Genomic DNA, 21,094 nt, shown 5'->3' on the forward strand with positions numbered 1-21,094 from the left:
CCTTTTCCTGTGAGCTTCTACATTTCCCAAGATACCTTCTACATTTCCCGAACGACCTTCTACCCTTATTCACCCACCTTCTACATTTTTTGAAAAATTTGAAGATGAACTTGAAGCATTAGACCCTTCCAAAATTACAAAAGACAATCTACAGTAAAGCCCTTCCACAAAAAAAACCTTTCGCGAAGATTTCTCCTCACGAAAGGGTTCATCTCTAATCCAGTCAACTCAGGTCAATCCAGGTCAAACATAACAACTAAACGTTAACCCACGTCGAACAATAAAAGTAATCATGGCTTCAGCTGATAAGCCGTCACTGTTTGTCACACGCACCACTACTTCATCTTTTCCAATATAGTTCAAGTCCGGTGTGTAGGTTATGATTCCCGTTATCGGATCAATAGAAGCAACACCGTTTCTCGGCCCACGAACAATTTCATACACCAAAGGTAATCCCTGTGGATCCTCAGCTAATACTTTTGCACAAATCGTAACATTGACATTTAAGAAAAATGTTTGGTCTGAAATAATTGGCGGTTGCGGCTGTGCTCCACCAGTCACCACAATGATTGCTTGTGCTGTTGCTGCTGCGCCGGCACCGTCTGTGACTATTACTGTAAAGGTATCTGTCCCGACAAAGCCAGGATTAGGTGTATAGACAAACCGGCCACTAGCATCTAATGTAACCCGGCCATTGACAGGTGGAGTTAATAAATCAAATCTCAAAGGTATACCAAGGGTATCTGTCGCAGTGAACTGCCCGGTTACTATACTTCCGCTTGTTGTTTGAAGCCTTACATCTTCCACCGTAATGACATTAGCAGATGGCAGAACAGTGATAGTGACGACTGCGAATGCTTGTTGACCACCATCATTACTTACTAAGACAATGAATTGATCGGTACCTGTAAATCCAGCATTTGGCGTGTACGTGTAAGCCCCATTGACGGTTAATACCACCGTTCCTGAAGTCGGGGAAGATGCTATCGTATAGGTTAATGGGCGGCCCTGGGCATCACTTGCGACGATTTCGCCTTGCAGAATCTCCCCGGCACCAACGGTAACATTTTGATTCTCTGCTGTTACCTCACCCTCTTGTTGCTGAATGATTATGCTCACTACGGTATTGACAAAGTCCCCAATATCATTATTGACGGTTGCAATAAAACTATCTAATCCAGTAAACCCGGCGTTTGGCGTATACGTGAATGTGCCGTCCGAATTGAAGATTATTGATCCATTACTTGGGCCACTATTTAACGTATAGGTCAGTGGGCGGCCAAGTGCATCCACTGCCACGACTGTGCCACTGACTGGCTGGTCTTGTTGACCGGTAACCGTTAATGGTTCTACTGTTATTTCACTTTGAAGCTGATCCACTACCACCGTGACAATTCCAATGGCCGAAACGCCAAGATCATTTTGCACCAACACAGTGAATGAGTCGGTTCCAAAGAATTCAGGGTTCGGAGTATAAGTGAATGTTCCATCCGGGTTTACTTCTACGGTACCGTTCGCTGGTGTTGATGCTTGAGAAAAGCGGAGGATTCGTCCTTGAGAATCCGTTGCTACCACGACACCTTGTGCGCTTTGATTTTGCACCGTTTGAATAGTAAGATCTGTGACTGTAATGGTACTTTGTGGGTTATCCACGATGACAGTGACTTGAGAAATCGCTTGATCTCCTTGGTCATTTTGCACTAGTACAGTAAATTGGTCTTGCCCTGTAAAGCCGGCATTTGGTGTATAGAACACTGTGCCGTCTATATTAACTTCTGCTGTTCCATACAGCGGCGGCGAGTTTAACGAATAAGTTAGTGGTCTATTTAACTGATCCCTTGCAGTAACTTGACCAGAGACGGCCAGCCCAGCCACGGTTCTTAAGGATAGATTTTCTGTCACCACTTCATTAGGAATAGCCGTGACCACAACAGTAATGGTGGTGGTAGCATTTAAGCCTTGTGGATTTTCTACCAACACGCTAAATTCGTCGTTTCCGACAAACCCTGAGTTTGGCGTATACGTAAAGGTCCCATCAGTATTTAGGTTAACCACACCATTAGCTGCACCACTTCCTAATAACGTATAGGTTAACGGCTGACCACTCGGATCTGTAGCAATGACCGTTCCTGAAACTGATTGTTCTTCTACCGTTTGAATGCTTTGGTCCGTCACAACTGGCTGCTGGTTGACTGGTCCTTGCACGGTAACAACAACCGTTGAAACGGCCGTATTTCCGTCAGCGTCCGTAACAAGAATCGTAAATTGATCTATTCCAAAAAAGCCGGTGGCTGGAACATAACGATAGGTCCCGTCTGCATTCACCGTCACTGTTCCGTTTGCCGGTTCAGTCTGTAGTGAATAGATTAGGGAAAGCCCAGTTGTACTCAATGCTACAACCTGCCCATCCACAGGTGTATTAAAGGTGGTAGAAATCTCGTAATCTTGGGCCAGAATGGCACTTGGTGTAGGCAACACGGTTACCCCGACGGTTGCCAGACCTTGTGTACCATTGCTATCTGTCACTAAAATAGTGAACAGGTCATCCCCTACAAAGTTTAGACTTGGCGTATACGTAAAGATTCCTTGTTGATTCACTACGGCAATTCCATTTTGAGGAGGCGTGCCAATTTGATAAGTGACCACTCCTTGCGCACCGGAAACCTCTATTAAACCTTCAACAGGTTGATTAACAAGCGTCGTAACATCCGTGCCAATGACAGTGAAAGGCTGCACCATAGTCGGTTCAATGGTGACAAATACAGTCCCAAACCCTTGCGCTCCTTGCGTATCTTCTACCACAACGGAGAAGGAATCCGCTCCTACATATGAAAGGTTAGGTGTATACGTAAATATTCCGTCACTGTTCACAATCACACTTCCATAAAGCGGTGCAAGATTCATCCTGAAGGTAATAGGATCGCCTTCTGGATCATTCCCAATTAATTGCCCTGTTACCGGCACTCCTTGCTGCGTCGAAATAGATTGATCCTCCACTGTTGGCGGACTATTCGTATCAACGACCGTTACAGTCCCAACAGAGTTTGCCACTCCTCCACCACTGTCCCGAAGCTCTATGACAAACGAATCCACCCCAACAAATCCAGGATTTGGGGTATACGTATAAATTCCATCAGGTGTCACGGTGACCGTCCCATTAAAAGGGGAACCTGATACGGAGTACGTGATAGGATCTCCGTCTGGATCAAATCCAGGAGTTTGGCCACTGATAGGCGTATCTTCTGGAGTTTCAACAGTAAAATCATTCGTTATTGGCGCGCGATTAACAGGAACTACCGTCACATTCACAATGGAGGTTGCTGTTAAGCCACTTGTATCTTTTAAAATAACGGTGAATACATCCCCACCGGTATAATCTGGGTTTGGCGTATAGGTGTATGTTCCATCTGTATTTACCGTTACTACTCCATTCGCTGGAGGATTCCCTAGACTATAGGTAATTGGTTCTCCGTTCGGATCTGTTCCCACTACCCTTCCTACGAATGGTTGATTTTGCAGCGTTGTCACCGAATAGTTCGGAACCTCCGGCGGCTGCGGTACTGGTGTAACAGTAACTAACACATTGGTAATAACAAAATTCCCACCCGAATCGGTAATACGGACAGTGAATGCGTCTGTTCCCGTAAAATTTTCATTTGGCGTATAAGTGAAAATCCCATTATCGCTCGTTATAGTCACACTTCCATTTAGAGGTTGGTCCTCAATGGTATACGTTAGAGGCAACCCTTCCGGATCAATGGCAACGATTTGATTGGTAACTGGCGTTTCTTCCGGTGTGGAAACAAACACTTCGTTTGGTGCGATTGGTGGATCATCAACAGGTGTCACGGTAATGGTAACGACCGATAATGCCGTTCCACCTTGCCCGTCACTAACTGTTACGCCAAAATTATCGCTACCGGAAAAATTCAAGTTTGGCGTATAGGTAAAGCTACCATCATCATTCACCGTGGCAACACCATTTGTCGCTTGGTATGCAAGAGAATAGATCAATGGGTCTCCATCAACGTCCGTTGCAACCACTAAACCAGTGAGTGTAGTATCTTCTGGAATGGTATATTGATAGTCTGGGACGATTGTCGGATCATTCACAGGCAATACGGTGACATTAATGTTGACGATAATAAAGTTCCCTGCGCTATCCGTTACTCGTATCGTAAATGCATCAAGTCCTGTATAGTTTAGATTTGGTGTATACGTAAATGACCCTTGGGCATCCACAACAGCCGTACCATTCGCTGGAGCGTCCTCAAGTGCATAGGTGAGTGGGTCTCCATCTGGATCGATTGCGTTCACTGAACTGCTAATTGTCGTATCCTCATTTGTGACCAGGTCAATCTCATTGGGTGCAATTGGCGGGTCGTTCACCGGCAAAACGTTGATGGTGATGGTGGAAATCGCCTGCCCTCCGTTTGGATCACTTACAAGCACAGTGAAACTATCCGAACCATTAAAGTTTTCATTTGGCGTATAGGTGTATGTTCCATCCGAGTTCACTACCGCTACCCCGTTCGCTGGTAACGTTAACAAGCTATAGGTTAGCGGATCGCCGTCCACATCGGTTCCTACGACACGATTAGCTAGAATTGTATCTTCATTTATACTAAACTCATAATTTGGCACAACTGGTGCATCATTGACAGGATTGACGAAAACCTGCACATTTACAATAATGAAAGCTCCATTACTATCTGTTACTCGCACGGTAAATGAATCTGTTCCGGTAAAGTCAGGATTCGGTGTATACACAAATAATCCTTGCTCATCGATCACTGCTGTTCCATTTGCCGGTAAGTCTTCAATCGTATAAGTTAATGGATCTCCATCTGGATCAATGGCATTCACCACTCCACCTACAGCCACATCTTCATCGGTAGAAACCGTGATTAAATTTGGCGCGATTGGCGAATCATTAACAGGTATGACTGTTATTACCACTTCAGATATTGCCGTTGCCCCGTTAGAATCTGACACGGTCACAAAAAAGTTATCTACTCCGTTGAAATGAAGATTTGGCGTATACGTGAACGTGCCATCCGTATTAACGATCACCACTCCATTTGCTGGAGAACCAGTCAACTCATACGTCAATGAGTCCCCATCCACATCTGTTCCCACAACAATACTCATTAAGGTGGTATCCTCATTAATCGTATACGCATAGTTAGGGACGGTCGGTGAGTCATTAACAGGTACTATGTTCACCAACACATTCGTAATGATAAACAAGCCTTGCGGATCACTAATCCGCACAGTAAACGAGTCATTTCCAATAAAATTTGGATCCGGCGTATACGTAAAAGTACCGTCTGAGTTCACCACCACCGTTCCATTTACTGGTGGATCCTCTAGCGAATAAGTTAACGTATCCCCGTCTGGGTCAGTTGCGACAACTTGACTAGAAATCTCTGTATCCTCGTCTGTAATGATGAAAATTTCGTTCGGGCCAACTGGTGGATCATTCACTGGAAGTACGGTGACGGTAATAATAGACGTTGACGTGCCACCCTGTCCGTCGTCCACTAGCACGGTAAATTCGTCCGCTCCATTAAAATTTTGATCTGGGGTATACGTGTAGGTTCCATCTCCATTAACAATTGCCATCCCGTTTGTTGGAGCGACAAGCAACGAAAAAGTCAATGGATCCCCGTCCGTATCTGTTGCAATTACCTGTAAAGAAATCGGCGTATCCTCATTCGTCGTAATTTGATAATTAGGCACAGCTGGCGCATCATTCACTGGTGTTACGATGATTACTTGGGAAGATGTTGCATTTCCCCCTGCATTATCCGTAACAAAAACGATGAACGAATCAATTCCGTTAAAATTTTGTACAGGTGTGTAGGTGAAAGCCCCTGTCGCACTATCTAGTGAAACCGAGCCGAACTGGGGCAACGTTTGTAAAGTATAGACCAGTGGATTTGAAGGAATACTCGTTGCTACGACTTGCCCTTGTAATGGAATGTCTTCAGGTGTTGTTAGCTGCGCATCGTCCGCTATCGTATTACCATTGCTTGCCAATACCGTTACACTTACTGTGGATAACCCTGTCTCTCCTTGGGTATCGGTGACAAGCACCGTAAACACATCATCCCCAATAAAACCGGCATTAGGAGAATAAGTGAAAGTGCCATCCCCATTGAGTACAACCGTGCCATTTGCTGGAGCCTGATCCACCTCAAATGTGAGGGCATCTCCATCTGGATCCGAAACTGGAACATTACTTGCGATGGAAATATCAACCGTCGTCACAATGTTCTGGTCTTGAACAACCGGCGGATCATTCACCGGTAAAATAGTAATACTGACCGTTGAAATAGCGGTTCCACCTTGGCCATCTGATACTAAAACACTGAAAGTATCTGTTCCGTTATAATTTACATTTGGCGTATACGTAAAGGTGCCATCTCCGTTAACTACTGCTACCCCATTAGTAGGTGAATTTAATAGACTGAAGGTTAATGGATCCCCATCCTGGTCACTTGCAGGAATTTGATTGGTTAGTACGGTATCTTCATTGATGGTAAACGTTAAATCCGCTGTTACAGGCGGGTCATTTACAGCCAATACATTTATAGTAACCGTTGAAACAGCCGTTCCACCTTCCCCATCACTGACTACTATCGAAAATACATCTGTTCCATTAAAATCTGAATTTGGGGTATACGTGAACGTCCCATCTGCATTAACAAAAGCTACACCATTGGCAGCTTGTGTTTGAAGCGAATACGTTAACGGATTTCCATCCACATCGCTGCCAACTACAGCCCCGCTTACAGCTGAATCCTCTTGGGTTGTAAATGTATAGTCTGGAATTGTCGGCGGGTCATTCACTGGCACAATCGTAATCATTACAGTAGAAACTGCTGTACCACCTTGCCCATCACTTACTAAGACGGTGAAAGTATCCATTCCATTGAAATCTATATCAGGAACATACGTAAACGTTCCATCACTATTAACGGTTACAGAACCGTTAAGCGGAGGATTTTGCAAACTAAAGGTCAGCGGATCTCCATCAGGGTCCACTGCAACAATTTGATTCGATAAGATGATGTCTTCATTGATTGTAAACGTTAGGTCGGAAGTTACAGGAGGATCATTTACCGACAATACATCGATGGTTACCGTCGATACCGCTGTACCTCCTTGCCCATCGCTAACTAGGATCGTAAACACATCTGTCCCGTTAAAGTTCACATCCGGTGTATACGTAAAGGTTCCATCTGGATTGACAACTGCCACTCCATTTGAAGCCTGGAATTGCAGCGTATACGTGAGAGGATCTCCATCCGCATCAACCGCAACGACATTTGCAACCAACGGGGAATCCTCTTGTGTACTAAACGTATAATTTGGAATAACTGGTCCGTCATTCACTGGCGTAATGGTAATGAAAACCGTCGAAACCGCTGTCCCGCCTTGCCCATCACTTACTAAAACGGTAAAGACATCTGTTCCGTTAAAATTAACGTCTGGCGTATAAGTGAAGGTTCCATCAAGGTTCACATCCGCCACCCCATTGTTTGGCGGGTTCTGCAGACTAAAGGTTAATGGGTCTCCATCAGGGTCTGTTGCCGTTACTTGACCGGTTAACTCTGTATCCTCTGTAATGGTAAAAGACAAGTCTCCCGTCACTGGTGGGTCATTCACTTCTAATACTAGGATTGTGACAGTGGAAACCGCCGTCCCGCCTTGCCCATCACTCACCAATACGGTAAAGACATCTGTCCCGTTAAAATCAGGATTTGGCGTATACGTATACGTACCATCCCCATTTACAGATGCCACTCCGTTTGCCGCTTGGGTTTGTAGCGTATAAGTCAGCGGAATGCCATCCACGTCATTGCCAACTATTGTTCCAGCTACAGAAGAATCTTCTTGTGTAGTATACGAATAATCCGGCACTGTCGGAGGATCGTTGATTTGCTGTACGTTTATCGTCACTGTGGATACGACAAATCCACCTTGCCCATCACTCACCAATACAGTGAACACATCTGTCCCGTTAAAATCAGGATTTGGCGTGTAGGTGAAGGTTCCGTCTAGATTGACAACAACTTCCCCATTTGAAGGGGCATTCTGAAGGGTAAATGCCAATGGATCTCCATCCGGATCTGTGGCTGTCACTTGATTGGATAAAATGGTGTCTTCATCGATAGTAAAGGTCAGGTCTGCTGTAATCGGTGGATCATTGACCGGCAATACGGTAATCGTCACCGACGAAACGGCAATGCCTCCTTGACCATCGCTCACTAAAACCGTAAATACATCGGTTCCATTATAGTTTTCATTCGGAGTGTAGGTAAATGTCCCGTCCACATTAACGACGACCACCCCATTGGAAGGAGGACTTTGAAGCTGGTAGGTTAAAGGATTTTGATCTGCATCAAACCCTACAACCGCACCCACAACTGACGTATCTTCTTGTGTGGTGAACGTGTAGTCTGGTACAACCGGTGGATCATTGACCGGAATCACGGTGACTGTCACAACCGAAATCGCTGTACCCCCTTGACCGTCACTTACTAACACTGTAAATTGATCTGTTCCATTAAAATTTTCATTAGGGGTATACGTATAGGTTCCGTCCCCGTTGACGACCACTACGCCATTTGTCGGTGCGTCCTGCAGGCTAAAAGTAAGAGAATCTTCATCTGCATCCGTTGCAAAAATTTGTCCAAGCAGAGGCGTATCTTCATTCGTCTGAACCGTGTAATTTTGCGTCACCGGACCGTCGTTTAAAGGTGTAATAATTAACGTTACAACCGACGTTGCTGTCCCGCCTTGTCCGTCACTCACAATGACAGTGAAACTGTCTGTTCCATTAAAATTCAAATTAGGGGTATACACAAACTGCCCATTAGGATTAACCGAGACAATTCCATTTGCTGGTGGTGTCCCAATTTGATAAGTAAGCGGATTGCCATCGATATCCGTCCCGACCACTTGACCGATTGCAGGTGTGTCTTCTGGATTAGTGACGGTATAGTTAGGCACGGTTGGGGGTGTATTAATCGCTGTTACATTTCGAACCGGGGAGGCGGCAGAACCGGTCACTGTGTTTCCAGGTGTACTCTGAAATTGGTATTGAATGCTTGCTTGATTGGATAGTTGGCTAACATTGGTCAATGGACCTGTCACACGCACCTGATAGGTTAAAGTAACCGTTTGATTAATACCAACCGTTCCAATGGATATACCATTTTGAATGGATGCATTCGTTTGTTGCACGCCATTAATAAATAAGCTATTAGGAACAAATGATGTTGCGTTTGATAATGCATCTGTGGCAACAACGAGAGTTGCGGCGGCCGTTCCTGTATTTTGTATCGTAACTGTATACGTTATGAGGTCGCCTGTTCTTGCCGATGTGACGTTCGATGTTTTATTAAGTGTAAACACCGGAGCATTAATATCGATTTGAACACCTACAGAGTTGACGACATACGTGTCCCCATTGGTACTTCCACGAACCACTGCACTTGTTTGATTGTTTTGTAGTCTTGCAGAAACGTCAATATTGGTGATATCCCACCCTTGGCGCGCACCGGAAATATTCGTTCCTAGAGGATGATTCAAGTTCCCAAACGTACCAGATGTATCAATCGTGCCTGCGTCATTGTTTATTTGAGAAGCAAAAAGTTATTTATCGGATTATTCGGCCCTGATACAGCCTGCAAAGTAGCAGTGGTTGGGCCAAATAACAGCTGATCACCAGTTAACACAGAGTCTCCTTCAATGGAACTTACTAACAATCTCCCATTAACTGCCCCTGTTACAGGCGTTCCAAAGCCCGAAACCGTAGCGGTTGTATTCCCAGTCCCACTTGTCAGCTCTGCTCCCACGAAAAATGAAAGATTACGAGATTTCTGCAAAGGATCTTGATACACAACTGCCAATGTCCAACCTGCTGAGTTCAGGGTATTCTCCAAGTTCCCTTGCGTCCCTGGCACTGCCAATGCTGTATATGTCCCTGCTGTTGTCACCAAATTGGTTACATTTGCGCTTCTAACATAAAAGTTGTTGGGAGATGCAGTCAAAGTCGAGCTGGTTGCAGGATCTGGTGCAATCGTATAAGTACCGACAGGTGTCCGAAAAGTGATGGCATTGTTGATGAAAGAACTGACATTTTCATCATTTGATATATAAAGTCCGCCCCAGATTAACTCAGCATATAAAACCCTTGTCGTTGTCGCAGGTAAACGTAATACGGCACTAGAGGCATTTTGCCTCCAATCTGCTGTGGTCCCAATAGGATAAGATCCATCAACAGAAGTGGCATTTGCACTCGAAAAGGTTCCAATAGAATGCGCAGTCCCTGGAGCATTTGCATTATTTTGTTTACTGAGACCAAACGTATTCCCTACGAATGTAATCGCCCCATTGGCATTCGTTAAAAACCGATTAATATATGGCACAGTATTATCACCTCATTATTAAATACTCTCACCAGTATATATAGGTTTTTTACAGAATGTTCCTATAAAAAATTGAAGTGAGAATCCAATCCCCTAGTACACCTTTTTATGGCGAACAGAGTATACTAATTCATGGATTTTTGATAGCTGACTGCAACTTAACATAGAAAGGATTGAAAAATATTGTCCTCTTTCTTTTCTCATCAAGTAAACTGTGTCAACGCATTTAAAATTTACGATTGGGTACAAAAAAGGTTTGAAGGGGAAGTTGATGTATTCCGGAGTGATGGTGAAGATGGACTCATTAGTGGAATTGATTTGTGTAGTATCTTATCAGACAATAACACTCTTAAATTAGAAGCAATGATAGTGGATGCAAACGGTACTCCCGTATCTCCAGATGTAGGCATAAAAGTGACAGAATTAACAAATACCAACACCCGTATAGAAAAACAAATGATGCTTAATGAAGATTGTTCCACCCTAAATCAGATTGTTATTCAAAAGCATGGAATGTACGCACTTAAACTAGTAGATGCTTCCACCAACCAAGTTTGTATATCCAACCCTATTCCATTTACCATAATAGAAACCCTATATCTCTACGCGCCAACGGGAACATCCATCCAATGCGAAATAACAGACGTAGATTTTTCAGTAAGTCCTTCATGCAACAACTTCCAACAAGAAATCAAAGTGGATATTACCATCTGCCAAGATATCACCAGCGGGTGCTCGAAGCCAGTAGAAATCAAAGGATATTCCATTCAGCCGAGAGCAGAAGAAAAAAACACATTTGCCTGCCAACACGATCCTCATGATAATAGTTGTATTTTTCCTAGTAGCAAGAGAAGGTAAAATTTTAGTTTTAGGAATAAGCCCATAAAATAAATGCAGGACGGAAGGAACTTTATCCGCCCTGCGTTTTTGAGTGTATGGATGTTTTTCCCTTTTTCTGGATGCTCCAATTTGTTGCTTACTGACACTTCTACCCTTCTGCCGTCACTTTCTACCTTTTTCCGGCGAGCTTCTACATTTCCCAAGTTACCTTCTACATTTCCCAAACGAGCTTCTACCTTTAAACGTAAACGTTCTACAATTTTACGAAAAAAAGAGGTTTCTACCGCTCACCTCAAGCAATAGAAACCTCCCTTTATAAACCACATTTCAATTTTAAGGCATCGAGCTAGTAATAAACTCAATCATCAGTGCAAAAACTCCCAATAATATCGTCATAAAAGTTGTTGTAGCGACTATCTTTTTGCTTAGCTTTTGATCAGATGTCATTAATTTTCGATTGAGGATAAAAACAACAATCCCTATAATAATAGACCCAATCCAACTAATCAGACCAACTTCTGTTACTAACTTCTCCCAGTCGAAAATCCATAAGTATAAGATAGAAAGGTGCACAACAACCAACGGGATAGTCATAATCCTCAGAATGCTCCCCAATTTACCTACTCCTCCTCGGGTCTATACTCCAATATGTCTCCCGGTTGGCAGTCGAGAGCTTTGCAGACGGCCTCGAGGGTGGAGAAACGAATGGCTTTGGCCTTGCCATTCTTGAGGATAGAGAGGTTTGCCATGGTGATTCCGACTCTTTCAGAAAGTTCAGTGACGCTCATTTTTCTTTTAGCCAACATGACATCGATGTTTATGATTATAGCCATTGTCTTCACCTCACACAGTTAAGTCATTTTCTAATTTAATGTCGATGGCTACCTGCAAAAGCCTCTGTAGGACCGCAGCAAATACGGCAATTACAATAGAGGCAAAGATCGGGACCGCGCCCATAATGATAGCGCCAGGTGCATCATCTTTATCTGCTAAAAGAAAAATAAACGGCATGATTACAACATATACACCACTGATAGTAATCGCACAAAATTTGATTTTCTTCAACGCTTCTACCGAAAATTGCGAGAACGCCTCGTTTTTATCAATATACCCCAAAAGTTTCAGCGCCTGATACAAAGCAAAATAAAATGGAATGGTGGTCAAAAACATCCCCGTTACAATTGGGTACAGAATATACGCGTATTCAGGATTTGCCGGATTTTTTACCAACGATACCAAACCAATTATACTTAAAATAAAAACCGGCGTCCCAATAAGAAATACCGCTATTTTCAAAAAAAGTGTAGAACTATGCTTCATCAAAAGCACCTCGCTTCATCGTGATAATTTGAATTTACCATTATATTTATTGTTTTTCAATAAAATTTTATTGAAAAGGAGGATGGATGTACGCGTGATTCATTTCTCCATAAAAAAAGACAAGCACTTTACTCGCTTGCCTCTCCTAAATGACTTGAGGTTTCACCTTCGCAAACACACACGTATCCCGTAATCCCCCATTCACATCTCGCTCACTGCTTTTGAGAATCCCCTCTAAGATATATCCCGCTCTTTCTGCAACCGAGCGGCTCTTCACGTTCTTAGAATCACAGCGAATTTCCACACGTTGTGCACCCAGTTGTTCAAATGCAAACTGGCCGATCCCTTCCACCGCTTCCGTTATGTAGCCCTTACCACTGTGCCTGGAATCGACCCAATACCCAATTTCAAATTTGGGGATAGACCAATTGATCCGATGCAAACCCGATGATGCGACGAACTCACCGGTTTCTTTTAAGAAAACTAACAGCCTCAAATCCTTACGTTGTATAAACTCTGCATGACTCTCCCTTATATTCGCTTCCACATCCTCCACTGTCTGGTCATGTTGAGCGAAAATCATCCACGGCTTCAGCTCAGGAAGAGAATGAATGATCGCGTCATGTACCGCCAGACCGTCCCCTGGCAAAGGCATTCTGATTAAGAGTCTGTCTGTAGTGAACTCTGATGGGAAGTCTTTTAAGATTGGCATTGTACTGGACATTTGTATTCCCCCTCCTACTGTTTATGAACATAATTAAATAATATAAAGCCCATTACTAATACCTCTTCGTGTTTTGCATAGCCATCATCGACTAATTCAAAGTGGTATTTTGACCGTAACACTTCAGACCGTTTTCCTTTTGCAACCACATGTCCATCAATGAGCACATCTGTTGCAGACCCGATTCCAAAAGATTGATAGTATATTACTTTATCGTCTATTTCTACTGTTAATGCTTCTTTAAGCTTTGCTGCATTCTTTATGGAGAATTCAGTTTTCACTTTTCCAACCGACACTCCATCGCGCATGATTATCCAATCGGTGTTATTTTTGAATAAACTGCTTCGCTCCTCCACAAATTCGACTTTCTCCCCTGCAACCAGTTTAAAGGAAAGATTCATATACCAATTACCGTCCCCTTCCACCACTTCGTTAACTATATGCTGCCAACGGTGTTGGTAGAAACGACGGTACACCGCAACTTTCTCCTTTCCTTTATAAAGTTGTTTCGGGCTAGTCGAATACCGTTCACCCATGTGCGTATTCCAGGTTTCATCCGTATTTGAAGGTAGGTAGTTCACATCTCTGCGTACCATCCATCTATGAATAAACCAAACTACCAAAGCTCCAATCGGAAACAAAAGAAGAATAAATACCTGATTCCATTCAAGCTCTCCCATAATGAAAAAACGTAAGGTCATGCCAATTGTCCCTATGATAAAGAAAAACAGTAGTTTTCCCATTGTTTGGCCTCCTTTCTATTTGGGTTGAGGGGACAAGCATGTTGGTCTATTTATAAACCATGCTTTTTTAAGGTCCCCTACCAAAATCCTTAGAAAATTGTGGAGATTATTAATTTCTTACTTTTTATTAGGGCAGCCAAACTGACACCGTTTATTTTAAAAGATTCCAATAAAGCGTGATTACCTCCTGTACTATATTCGGATAACTGAGTGTGACTCCTCCATAATGCTCTTCCTTTTAAAGCATTATCAATAAAATATAGCTGACCCTTATATGTAAATTCGATTTCCCGTCCTTGCTGTAAATAATAAATAAAATGCTCATAGCTAATGGTTTCCCCAGCTGGCACATCAGCAAATTTTTCGTGGTTATCCATTAGTTACACCTACCTTAACCTCCATCACTCTTCCCAATCTTGAGGCACCTTCACCATCACATAATTTCCTGTCCACATTTTTGTGGTAACGATCAGCTTCTCCTCCCCTTTTTCAAAAAAGTACCCACTGCCGTCTTGGGTAATAAACTCCCATCCATGGTCACCTATCATTTCTTTAAGGGTTTCCCTGTATTCTCCTTGATCTGCTCGTGTAATAAACCAATCATACCCGTCCTCATTTGCAATTTTCACGATGGGGTCTGAAGCTTCATGGATAGATTGCACAACTTCTTTTTTACTTACAGATTCTATTGGCAGGGTCGGTAAATAAAATTTGCTGCTGTATGCGTATATTCCTAGGATGGATGCTATAAGACTAATGATGGCGAGTCGTTTTATCATGGTTTTCCTCCTAAGGGTTAGCAAATTATAAAGACTTCTGCATGTAGTAGCAACTATATAAAAGGTACTTCCAAAACTCCGTCTTACAAGTCTTTATAGCCGCTATCAAGATCTCTTCAATTTCAAAACCCCGTCCTACAGGTCTTTATCTCTACTCCGCCTGATACTTATAATAATCCTGCGAATGATAACTCCTGAATCCACAAGATTCATAGAGTTTTAGCGCATGGGCATTCCTCGCTTCAACTTCCAAAAAGACAGGCAGCCCTTTTTTTGTCTTCATTTTAACTACTTTAGATAGAGCTTTGCGTCCGATTCCTTTGCCTTGCAGCTCTGGAAATACAGCAAACCCATAGATCCACGCTTCCCCGTTTGTTTCGGATACACGGATTTTCCCGGCAGTTTGATCTTCCGTCTCAATGATGAACATGTCCTCGCTGTTGAGTTCTTTCATTCGTTGATTAAAGCTCAGCGCCTCTTGTTCTGTAAAACCAAAGCAGGCCACTTCCAGTTGAATTTCTGCATCAAAATCTTCTTTGGATGTGGATGATCTAATGTTTACAGCTGGATCATCCATTAATTCGCCTGTTTCCCATTTCATTTGATACTCAGCCACTTCGAATGAACAAGGGATACTTTTTAGAAACTCCTTCGCACTTCGAGAGGAGCTTGGCGCATTTAGCAAGACAGTAGAGATCTCTCGCTTTTTCACCTCTGTCATTGCTTCGGTAAACATTTTTGTGAAAATCCCTTTTCTACGATAATCAGGATGAACCATACCTGTCATCTCTATTTTATTCCCAAACCCGTAACAGCCAAGAAAACCGACAAGGTGCCCATCTTCATAATGAAAGAAGTCTTCTTTGCTGTTTTCATCGCGGGTCTCAAGCATATCTTCATTCAGTTTCAGCTCGTACCCACCTTCTTTTTCACAAACGGATTGGAGTTCTTTAATTTCTTTTAGCTGTTCTTTCGTAAGCATATTTTACACCCCTTTTTATGTGTTAGATAAAAACTTTTTCTACTCCATGAATTCCTTCGGATAAACAACCGTCCCTTGTACATGTTGAAGAGTACCTTTTCTCAATTCAAGTGCCATGAATGAGTCTGATGGCACGGGGAAAGGTGCAGAAATTCCCCATAGACTAGCACTTTTGAAACCGAATTTAGGATAGTAATCTTGATGTCCCAGTACAATGATGGAGTTATACCCAAGTTCACCTGCTCTTTGAACAGCTTCACGGATGAGGGTACTTCCAATTCCCTTATTTTGATACTCTGGAGTAACTGAAACAGGAGCTAGAGCAAGAGATACATTCTCTTCCATCTGATTTACTATTTTTATCCCAGTCAACAAAATATGGCCCACTATCTCCTTCTTTTCATCTATTGCAACCAAAGAGAGCTCGGGAATAAATGCATCTGAACTTCTAAGTCGCTGTACAAGGAAGTGTTCCTTTTGATCGCTAAATTCCGCATGTTCAAACGCACGTTTCACTACATGTTCTGTAATCAAATAATCTTCTTGCCTTTCTTGCCTGATAACTATATCCATCTAATCCTCCAATAAAATCTTCAAGTGGGATTTTGCAAGCCCCATTAATTGAAAGTGATTGTTTTCAATCTGTTGAGTAATTTTGTTTGCTTCTGCCCAGGCCAGCTGGTATTGGGCTTGATTGATCGTACCTTGAATCAGCGCTTCCTCCAGCTCATCTGCATCTTTTTGGATTACCTCTCCTGATGAAAGAACAATAATGTCTAAAAACAGGTCATCCGTGTAAGGAAGGTTGTTTTCTATTCCATTCTCATTCGTGATATCGATATACCATTGAACGACTTCGCCACTCACATCAAACATGGTCGTTAAGGAGTAATGTTCATCGCTTGGAAAGTGCTGAAGCCACATATATCCATCATCAACAATACAAATACTCTTTTCTTCATACTTAACAGTTAAAGGCTCGGTAACTTTATGTATTTGAAGTAAGGTAATATACCCTCTAAAGGCATCTATATCCACAAATTTCTGTGTGTACTGCCGTTTTAAAATCCGCTTCCATTCAGAGCGGTCACCATGTCGTCGTTTGAGCATTGGTCTCCTCCTAGTTGGTTTTAGGGATACAGCGACCCACCCACAACTTACAATATGTGGATTGCCGTCAATTTCAAATGGTTTTTTGTATACTTTAAGTGGTTTTTCGTTCGGTGGCTCTTACGGCCATTACTGGACGCAGATGTTTACCTCAAGATAATGGAAAGCGAAGAAGATGGAACTTCGCTTTTTTATTCGGAAAAGAAAGAAATCTTCGGGATTAGAACGCTTGGGGATCTGGGGTGAGTTTACTGAATTGTTATATGGAAAAGAGCCTGAGCACATGACAGAAGGCCACTGAAAAACTGATAACGAAAATTTTTTTAAATTCATAGCTGTTGATTGGAGCAAAAGGCGAAGACTCCTGAGGGAGATAGTGCTAGGTGGAGACCCCGCAGGCGTAGCCGAGGAGGCTCTCGTCAGTCCCTAGGAAAGCGAAGCCATTTGCGGAAATCAACAGCGGAGTCTAAACAACTTAAAAAATAATAGACTTTTTCAGTGGCCTCGCATGACAGCAGGCTCTTTTTCTATGCACCTGAAGAGGCAGGCAATACTACTATTAAAAGAGTTCAATTCTCTTGCCATACTTATTTATCAATTCGTTATTGTGCTCCTCAGAACCGTCAACATTCCCGCTTTTAAATATCGGAATCTTCATCCCTTTTTTAATAAGAAGTTGAACGGCATTTACAATTATTTGATTCAGGATAGCTGCATTTATGATTGTGGACCCTGGGCCTAAACTATTTGTTGAATGATGATTATGTAATGTTATTAAGGCGTCTCCTACAGGTATAAGATTATCAAGTGCAATATCAGCTGCAGCCGCTAAATGTAAATCCGTAGAGTGACGAGATGGAAGGGTGTGGTAGGCATGGGACGATATTGTCATAACTTTCATTCCCATCTTTTTCCCATACTGTGCAACATCTATCGGAACAGGATTTCTTCCAGATGTGGAGACAACCAATAAAACGTCATTGGGTTGGAATGGTTGGGAGGGTAGAAAGGTTTTTGCGAACAAGGGGTCTTTCTCTAAGTCAGAGGACCGGAGCGCTCCCTTATGCAGCATGAGATCTTCCACCAATAATGGTCTGATTGGGACAATTCCACCTGCCCTATAAAATACTTCTTCGGCAATCATGTGGGAGTGGCCGCATCCAAAAACATGTAGAATACCTTCATTTCCAAAGCAGTCAGCAAGGAGAGAGGATGACTGCTCCATTTCCATACTGTTTTTTTCCTCCACTTTTGTCAGGAGCTGTTGAACAGCTGATAAATAACTTGTATCCATGATATCTCTCCTTTAACTATTCGAATCTCTTCATTTTGATGTAGAATTTGTATCTGTCACCCCTATAGTGGGATTTTACTAGTTCCAGAGGAGTCCCATCTTGTAGAAAAGTATTTCGTTTAATGTATAACATTGGATGATCTTTATTAATTTTCAAAAGTTTGGCATCTTCACTGGAAGCTTGTATGGATTCAATCATCTGATCTGCATGGGCAATTTCAAGGTTCAGCTTTTCTTCGATATAAGCATAAAGGGAAGTGTTTGCTACTTCTTCCGTTAGACCTTTTACTAAATTGGCAGAGAGGTAATTTGTCTCAAGTGCCATCGGTTCACCATCAGCCAAACGTATCCTTTTTATCTCATATACAGGTGCATGTTCCTTAATATGAAGTTCATCAGCTATATGAATGGAGGCTGGCACTATTTCAAAATGAATCAATTCACTTGTGGGGTTCATCCCCCGTTTTTTCATATCCTCTGTAAAAGAGGTCAACCCTTGAAGTGGCTGTTCAATTTTTTTATTTGCTACAAAAGTGCCGCTTCCCTTTTTACGATAGAGAAGCCCCTCGGTTACCAGTGAATTAATGGCTTGCCTGACGGTCATTCTGCTTATTCCATAAGCTTTGGCATATTCTCTCTCTGAAGGTATAGTTTCTCCAGGAACTAAAGTACCTGAGTTAATTTGGTCCTTAATGAAAGATTCTAGCTGGTAATAAAATGGTATGGGAGAACTTTTATCAATCATTTGCCCTGTTTATCTCCTTTCTTTCAAGCAATGATACTAGAGTTTTGACGAACCGTATTGTCTGCAATAATTTTAACACATGGATGCTTTCTTAGGATAGATGCAGGAAAGGAGTCTGATACGCTGCCATTTATCAGTTGGTCATAAGCTTTTGCCTTGTTCTTTCCAGAAACTAATAGCAGTATTTCTTTCGCATTCATAATGGAATCTATCCCCATTGTGATAGCGTGATGTGGAACATTATCCATTGTTTCAAAAAAACGCGCATTCGCTTTTCTAGTCGATTCTGTAAGTTTCACAACATGAGTTTTGCTGTCAAAACGGGTTCCAGGTTCATTGAAACCTATATGCCCATTTTCCCCCAAACCTAAAATCTGGATATCGACAGGACCTTTGCTATGGAGTTTCCGTTCATAATCTCTGCACTCTTTTTCAAGATCTTCTGCTTTTCCGTTCGGAATATGAGTATTTTCTCTATTAATGTTGATATGTTTGAATAAGTTTTTATTCATATATTCATAATAACTGTTCGCATCATTTTTATCTAAACCAACATATTCATCTAAATTAAAGGTAGTTATACCTTCATAGGAGGTACCGTTCTCCTTGTAGTCTTTTATCAAATATTCGTAGAGTTTTGTTGGTGTGCTTCCTGTTGCCATTCCTATTACAAGGTTTGGGTTCTTTTTAACTTTTTTAATAATGATTTCTGCAGCTACTTGACTTAGGTCGTCATAGGTAATAGCGGTGATAATATCCATTAGGTCCTACTCTCCTTTATAAACTAATTGACCATTGCAAAAGGTCATCTTCACTTCAAAATTTTGATTCATGATTACGATATCAGCATCTTTCCCAACTTCGATACTTCCTTTTCTTTCCCAAACATTGAGCCTTTTAGCAGGGTTGGTTGAAGCCATCCGAACGGCTTCCTCTAATGTACAACCTGAGAATTTTTTCATATTTCTCAAGCCTTCATTCATTTTTAGAACACTACCCGCAAGTGTGCCATTTTCAAGTAGTGCAGTATTGTTTGCCACTGCGACTTTTTGTCCACCCAATTCATATTCTCCATCCTCAAGCCACTTTGCTCTCATGGAATCCGTTATTAACAGAATTCTATCTGGTCCCTTTGCCAGATAGGTTGCTTTTACGACAGCAGGGTGAACGTGAATACCGTCAGCTATCATTTCAATCAAAAGCTCCTCATGAGCAAGGCCTGCACCCACCACACCTGGTTCGCGATGATGGCTACCTCTCATACCGTTGTAAAAATGCGTAACGTGCTCTGCACCTGCCTCCATAGCGTCGAGCATCTCATGATAAACAGCATCTGAGTGTCCAATGGAAGTGATAATCTTATTTTCCGTTAAATGATGGACAAATTCTATACCGTTTGGCTGCTCTGGTGCCATGGTAACCACTTTAATATGGTTTCCGGACTCCGTCTGCCAGCTTTCAAAAAGTTGGATATCTGGCTTCACAATATGTTCCAATGGCTGAGCGCCAGCGCGTTTTGGGGATATAAATGGACCCTCCAAATGTATTCCAAGTAATTCGCTGCCTATTAATTGATTCTTATCTTTTTTTAAATAGTTATTTACTGTGCGTAAGGCTGCTTCAATATCAGATCGCTCTTGGGTAATTGTTGTAGCTAAAAAGCTAGTTGTACCTTCCTTGGGCAGTGTTGCACACATTGTTTTCAAGGATTCTTCAGAAGCATCCATTGTGTCAGATCCGTTTAAACCGTGTATATGGATGTCTATGAATCCTGGGGAAGCAAACAGATCGGAGGAAAGACGAATTTCTTGAAAATTTTCAGTGTTTTGGTATTGATCCATGGCTCCGATTTCAAAAATTTTTCCTTCTTTAACTTTGATAAATCCATTTTGTTGAATTGTATTCTCTTTTATTAGATTGACAGAAAGCAGGGCATAACTATTTAAGATAGTACTCATAGAAGTCTCCTTTCACGATTATTATATGTTAAGTCTAACAGAATAATGTATAGTTGTATATACCACTTATTACTATTTTGTTCAATGTGTTTCCTCGTAAGTATAAGACATTTCCAATTTTATTGGTATAGACAACTATACGAAAGTTGTGCTAGTA

At 42.1% G+C, this 21,094-nt stretch carries 17 protein-coding genes; 1 reads left to right on the top strand and 16 read right to left on the bottom strand.

The features are described 5' to 3' along the window. Positions 1-243: 243 nt before the first annotated feature. Together FZC76_RS14595 and FZC76_RS14600 are read right to left on the bottom strand one after the other, a co-directional pair. On the bottom strand, positions 244-9,603 hold the full coding sequence (locus FZC76_RS14595; protein WP_187442086.1) for a tandem-95 repeat protein: 9,360 nt from the start codon (positions 9,601-9,603) through the stop codon (positions 244-246). Between the two features lie 44 nt (positions 9,604-9,647). Continuing rightward, positions 9,648-10,442 carry a hypothetical protein gene (locus FZC76_RS14600; protein WP_148988896.1) on the bottom strand — a complete coding sequence of 265 codons (795 nt, stop codon included), beginning with the start codon at positions 10,440-10,442 and terminating at the stop codon, positions 9,648-9,650. Between the two features lie 183 nt (positions 10,443-10,625). Here FZC76_RS14600 and FZC76_RS14605 point away from each other — a divergent pair, with 183 nt between their 5' ends. Then, entirely contained in the window at positions 10,626-11,300 is a 675-nt protein-coding gene (locus FZC76_RS14605; protein ID WP_148988897.1) for a BMQ_0737 family morphogenetic spore coat protein, read from the top strand. A 315-nt stretch (positions 11,301-11,615) separates the two neighbouring features. On the opposite strand, the gene FZC76_RS14610 is transcribed toward FZC76_RS14605, so the two are convergent. The 14 genes from FZC76_RS14610 to nagA all read right to left on the bottom strand — a co-directional run bounded on the left by FZC76_RS14610 (position 11,616) and on the right by nagA (position 20,937). Further along, positions 11,616-11,897: a hypothetical protein gene (locus FZC76_RS14610; protein WP_262372621.1), complete on the bottom strand. Its 282-nt coding sequence runs from the start codon at positions 11,895-11,897 to the stop codon at positions 11,616-11,618. A gap of 5 nt (positions 11,898-11,902) precedes the next feature. After that, positions 11,903-12,115 carry a helix-turn-helix domain-containing protein gene (locus FZC76_RS14615; protein WP_148988898.1) on the bottom strand — a complete coding sequence of 71 codons (213 nt, stop codon included), beginning with the start codon at positions 12,113-12,115 and terminating at the stop codon, positions 11,903-11,905. A 10-nt stretch (positions 12,116-12,125) separates the two neighbouring features. Beyond that, a complete protein-coding gene (locus FZC76_RS14620; RefSeq protein ID WP_148988899.1) occupies positions 12,126-12,602 on the bottom strand; it encodes a DUF2975 domain-containing protein in 477 nt (158 codons plus the stop codon). Positions 12,603-12,747: 145 nt separating this feature from the next. After that, positions 12,748-13,326 (bottom strand): GNAT family N-acetyltransferase, encoded by a 579-nt coding sequence (locus FZC76_RS14625; RefSeq protein ID WP_148988900.1) that lies wholly within the window; start codon positions 13,324-13,326, stop codon positions 12,748-12,750. Positions 13,327-13,340: 14 nt separating this feature from the next. Beyond that, positions 13,341-14,069, bottom strand: a complete 729-nt coding sequence (locus tag FZC76_RS14630; protein ID WP_148988901.1) for a tubby C-terminal domain-like protein — start codon at positions 14,067-14,069, stop codon at positions 13,341-13,343. A gap of 89 nt (positions 14,070-14,158) precedes the next feature. Then, entirely contained in the window at positions 14,159-14,446 is a 288-nt protein-coding gene (locus FZC76_RS14635; protein WP_148988902.1) for a hypothetical protein, read from the bottom strand. A gap of 24 nt (positions 14,447-14,470) precedes the next feature. Then, a complete protein-coding gene (locus tag FZC76_RS14640; protein WP_148988903.1) occupies positions 14,471-14,848 on the bottom strand; it encodes a hypothetical protein in 378 nt (125 codons plus the stop codon). Positions 14,849-14,999: 151 nt separating this feature from the next. Further along, positions 15,000-15,830: a GNAT family N-acetyltransferase gene (locus FZC76_RS14645; protein ID WP_148988904.1), complete on the bottom strand. Its 831-nt coding sequence runs from the start codon at positions 15,828-15,830 to the stop codon at positions 15,000-15,002. Positions 15,831-15,869: 39 nt separating this feature from the next. Next, on the bottom strand, positions 15,870-16,403 hold the full coding sequence (locus FZC76_RS14650) for a GNAT family N-acetyltransferase (protein WP_148988905.1): 534 nt from the start codon (positions 16,401-16,403) through the stop codon (positions 15,870-15,872). Then, complete coding sequence (locus tag FZC76_RS14655) at positions 16,404-16,940, bottom strand: DUF402 domain-containing protein (protein ID WP_148988906.1); 537 nt, start codon at positions 16,938-16,940, stop codon at positions 16,404-16,406. A gap of 559 nt (positions 16,941-17,499) precedes the next feature. Then, the gene (locus tag FZC76_RS14660; protein ID WP_148988907.1) at positions 17,500-18,234 is read right to left on the bottom strand and encodes a sugar isomerase domain-containing protein; all 735 of its coding nucleotides are present in this window, start codon (positions 18,232-18,234) and stop codon (positions 17,500-17,502) included. A gap of 16 nt (positions 18,235-18,250) precedes the next feature. Next, the gene (locus FZC76_RS14665) at positions 18,251-18,979 is read right to left on the bottom strand and encodes a GntR family transcriptional regulator (RefSeq protein WP_148988908.1); all 729 of its coding nucleotides are present in this window, start codon (positions 18,977-18,979) and stop codon (positions 18,251-18,253) included. Positions 18,980-19,002: 23 nt separating this feature from the next. Then, a complete protein-coding gene (gene nagB, locus FZC76_RS14670; protein ID WP_148988909.1) occupies positions 19,003-19,740 on the bottom strand; it encodes a glucosamine-6-phosphate deaminase in 738 nt (245 codons plus the stop codon). A gap of 6 nt (positions 19,741-19,746) precedes the next feature. After that, complete coding sequence (gene nagA / locus FZC76_RS14675) at positions 19,747-20,937, bottom strand: N-acetylglucosamine-6-phosphate deacetylase (RefSeq protein WP_148988910.1); 1,191 nt, start codon at positions 20,935-20,937, stop codon at positions 19,747-19,749. Positions 20,938-21,094: the final 157 nt, after the last annotated feature.

Source organism: Sutcliffiella horikoshii (genome assembly GCF_008180725.1).
Lineage (GTDB): Bacteria > Bacillota > Bacilli > Bacillales > Bacillaceae_I > Sutcliffiella_A > Sutcliffiella_A horikoshii_B.

What these genes read in the sequence shown, in the direction of transcription:
- FZC76_RS14630 (WP_148988901.1), bottom strand. Translation starts at nt 14,069, where the DNA reads ATGGGAAAACTACTGTTTTTCTTTATCATAGGGACAATTGGCATGACC.
- FZC76_RS14640 (WP_148988903.1), bottom strand. Translation starts at nt 14,848, where the DNA reads ATGATAAAACGACTCGCCATCATTAGTCTTATAGCATCCATCCTAGGA.
- nagB (WP_148988909.1), bottom strand. Translation starts at nt 19,740, where the DNA reads ATGGATATTATCACCGCTATTACCTATGACGACCTAAGTCAAGTAGCT.
- FZC76_RS14625 (WP_148988900.1), bottom strand. Translation starts at nt 13,326, where the DNA reads ATGTCCAGTACAATGCCAATCTTAAAAGACTTCCCATCAGAGTTCACT.
- FZC76_RS14650 (WP_148988905.1), bottom strand. Translation starts at nt 16,403, where the DNA reads ATGGATATAGTTATCAGGCAAGAAAGGCAAGAAGATTATTTGATTACA.
- FZC76_RS14615 (WP_148988898.1), bottom strand. Translation starts at nt 12,115, where the DNA reads ATGGCTATAATCATAAACATCGATGTCATGTTGGCTAAAAGAAAAATG.
- FZC76_RS14655 (WP_148988906.1), bottom strand. Translation starts at nt 16,940, where the DNA reads ATGCTCAAACGACGACATGGTGACCGCTCTGAATGGAAGCGGATTTTA.
- FZC76_RS14635 (WP_148988902.1), bottom strand. Translation starts at nt 14,446, where the DNA reads ATGGATAACCACGAAAAATTTGCTGATGTGCCAGCTGGGGAAACCATT.
- FZC76_RS14660 (WP_148988907.1), bottom strand. Translation starts at nt 18,234, where the DNA reads ATGGATACAAGTTATTTATCAGCTGTTCAACAGCTCCTGACAAAAGTG.
- FZC76_RS14665 (WP_148988908.1), bottom strand. Translation starts at nt 18,979, where the DNA reads ATGATTGATAAAAGTTCTCCCATACCATTTTATTACCAGCTAGAATCT.
- FZC76_RS14620 (WP_148988899.1), bottom strand. Translation starts at nt 12,602, where the DNA reads ATGAAGCATAGTTCTACACTTTTTTTGAAAATAGCGGTATTTCTTATT.
- nagA (WP_148988910.1), bottom strand. Translation starts at nt 20,937, where the DNA reads ATGAGTACTATCTTAAATAGTTATGCCCTGCTTTCTGTCAATCTAATA.
- FZC76_RS14645 (WP_148988904.1), bottom strand. Translation starts at nt 15,830, where the DNA reads ATGCTTACGAAAGAACAGCTAAAAGAAATTAAAGAACTCCAATCCGTT.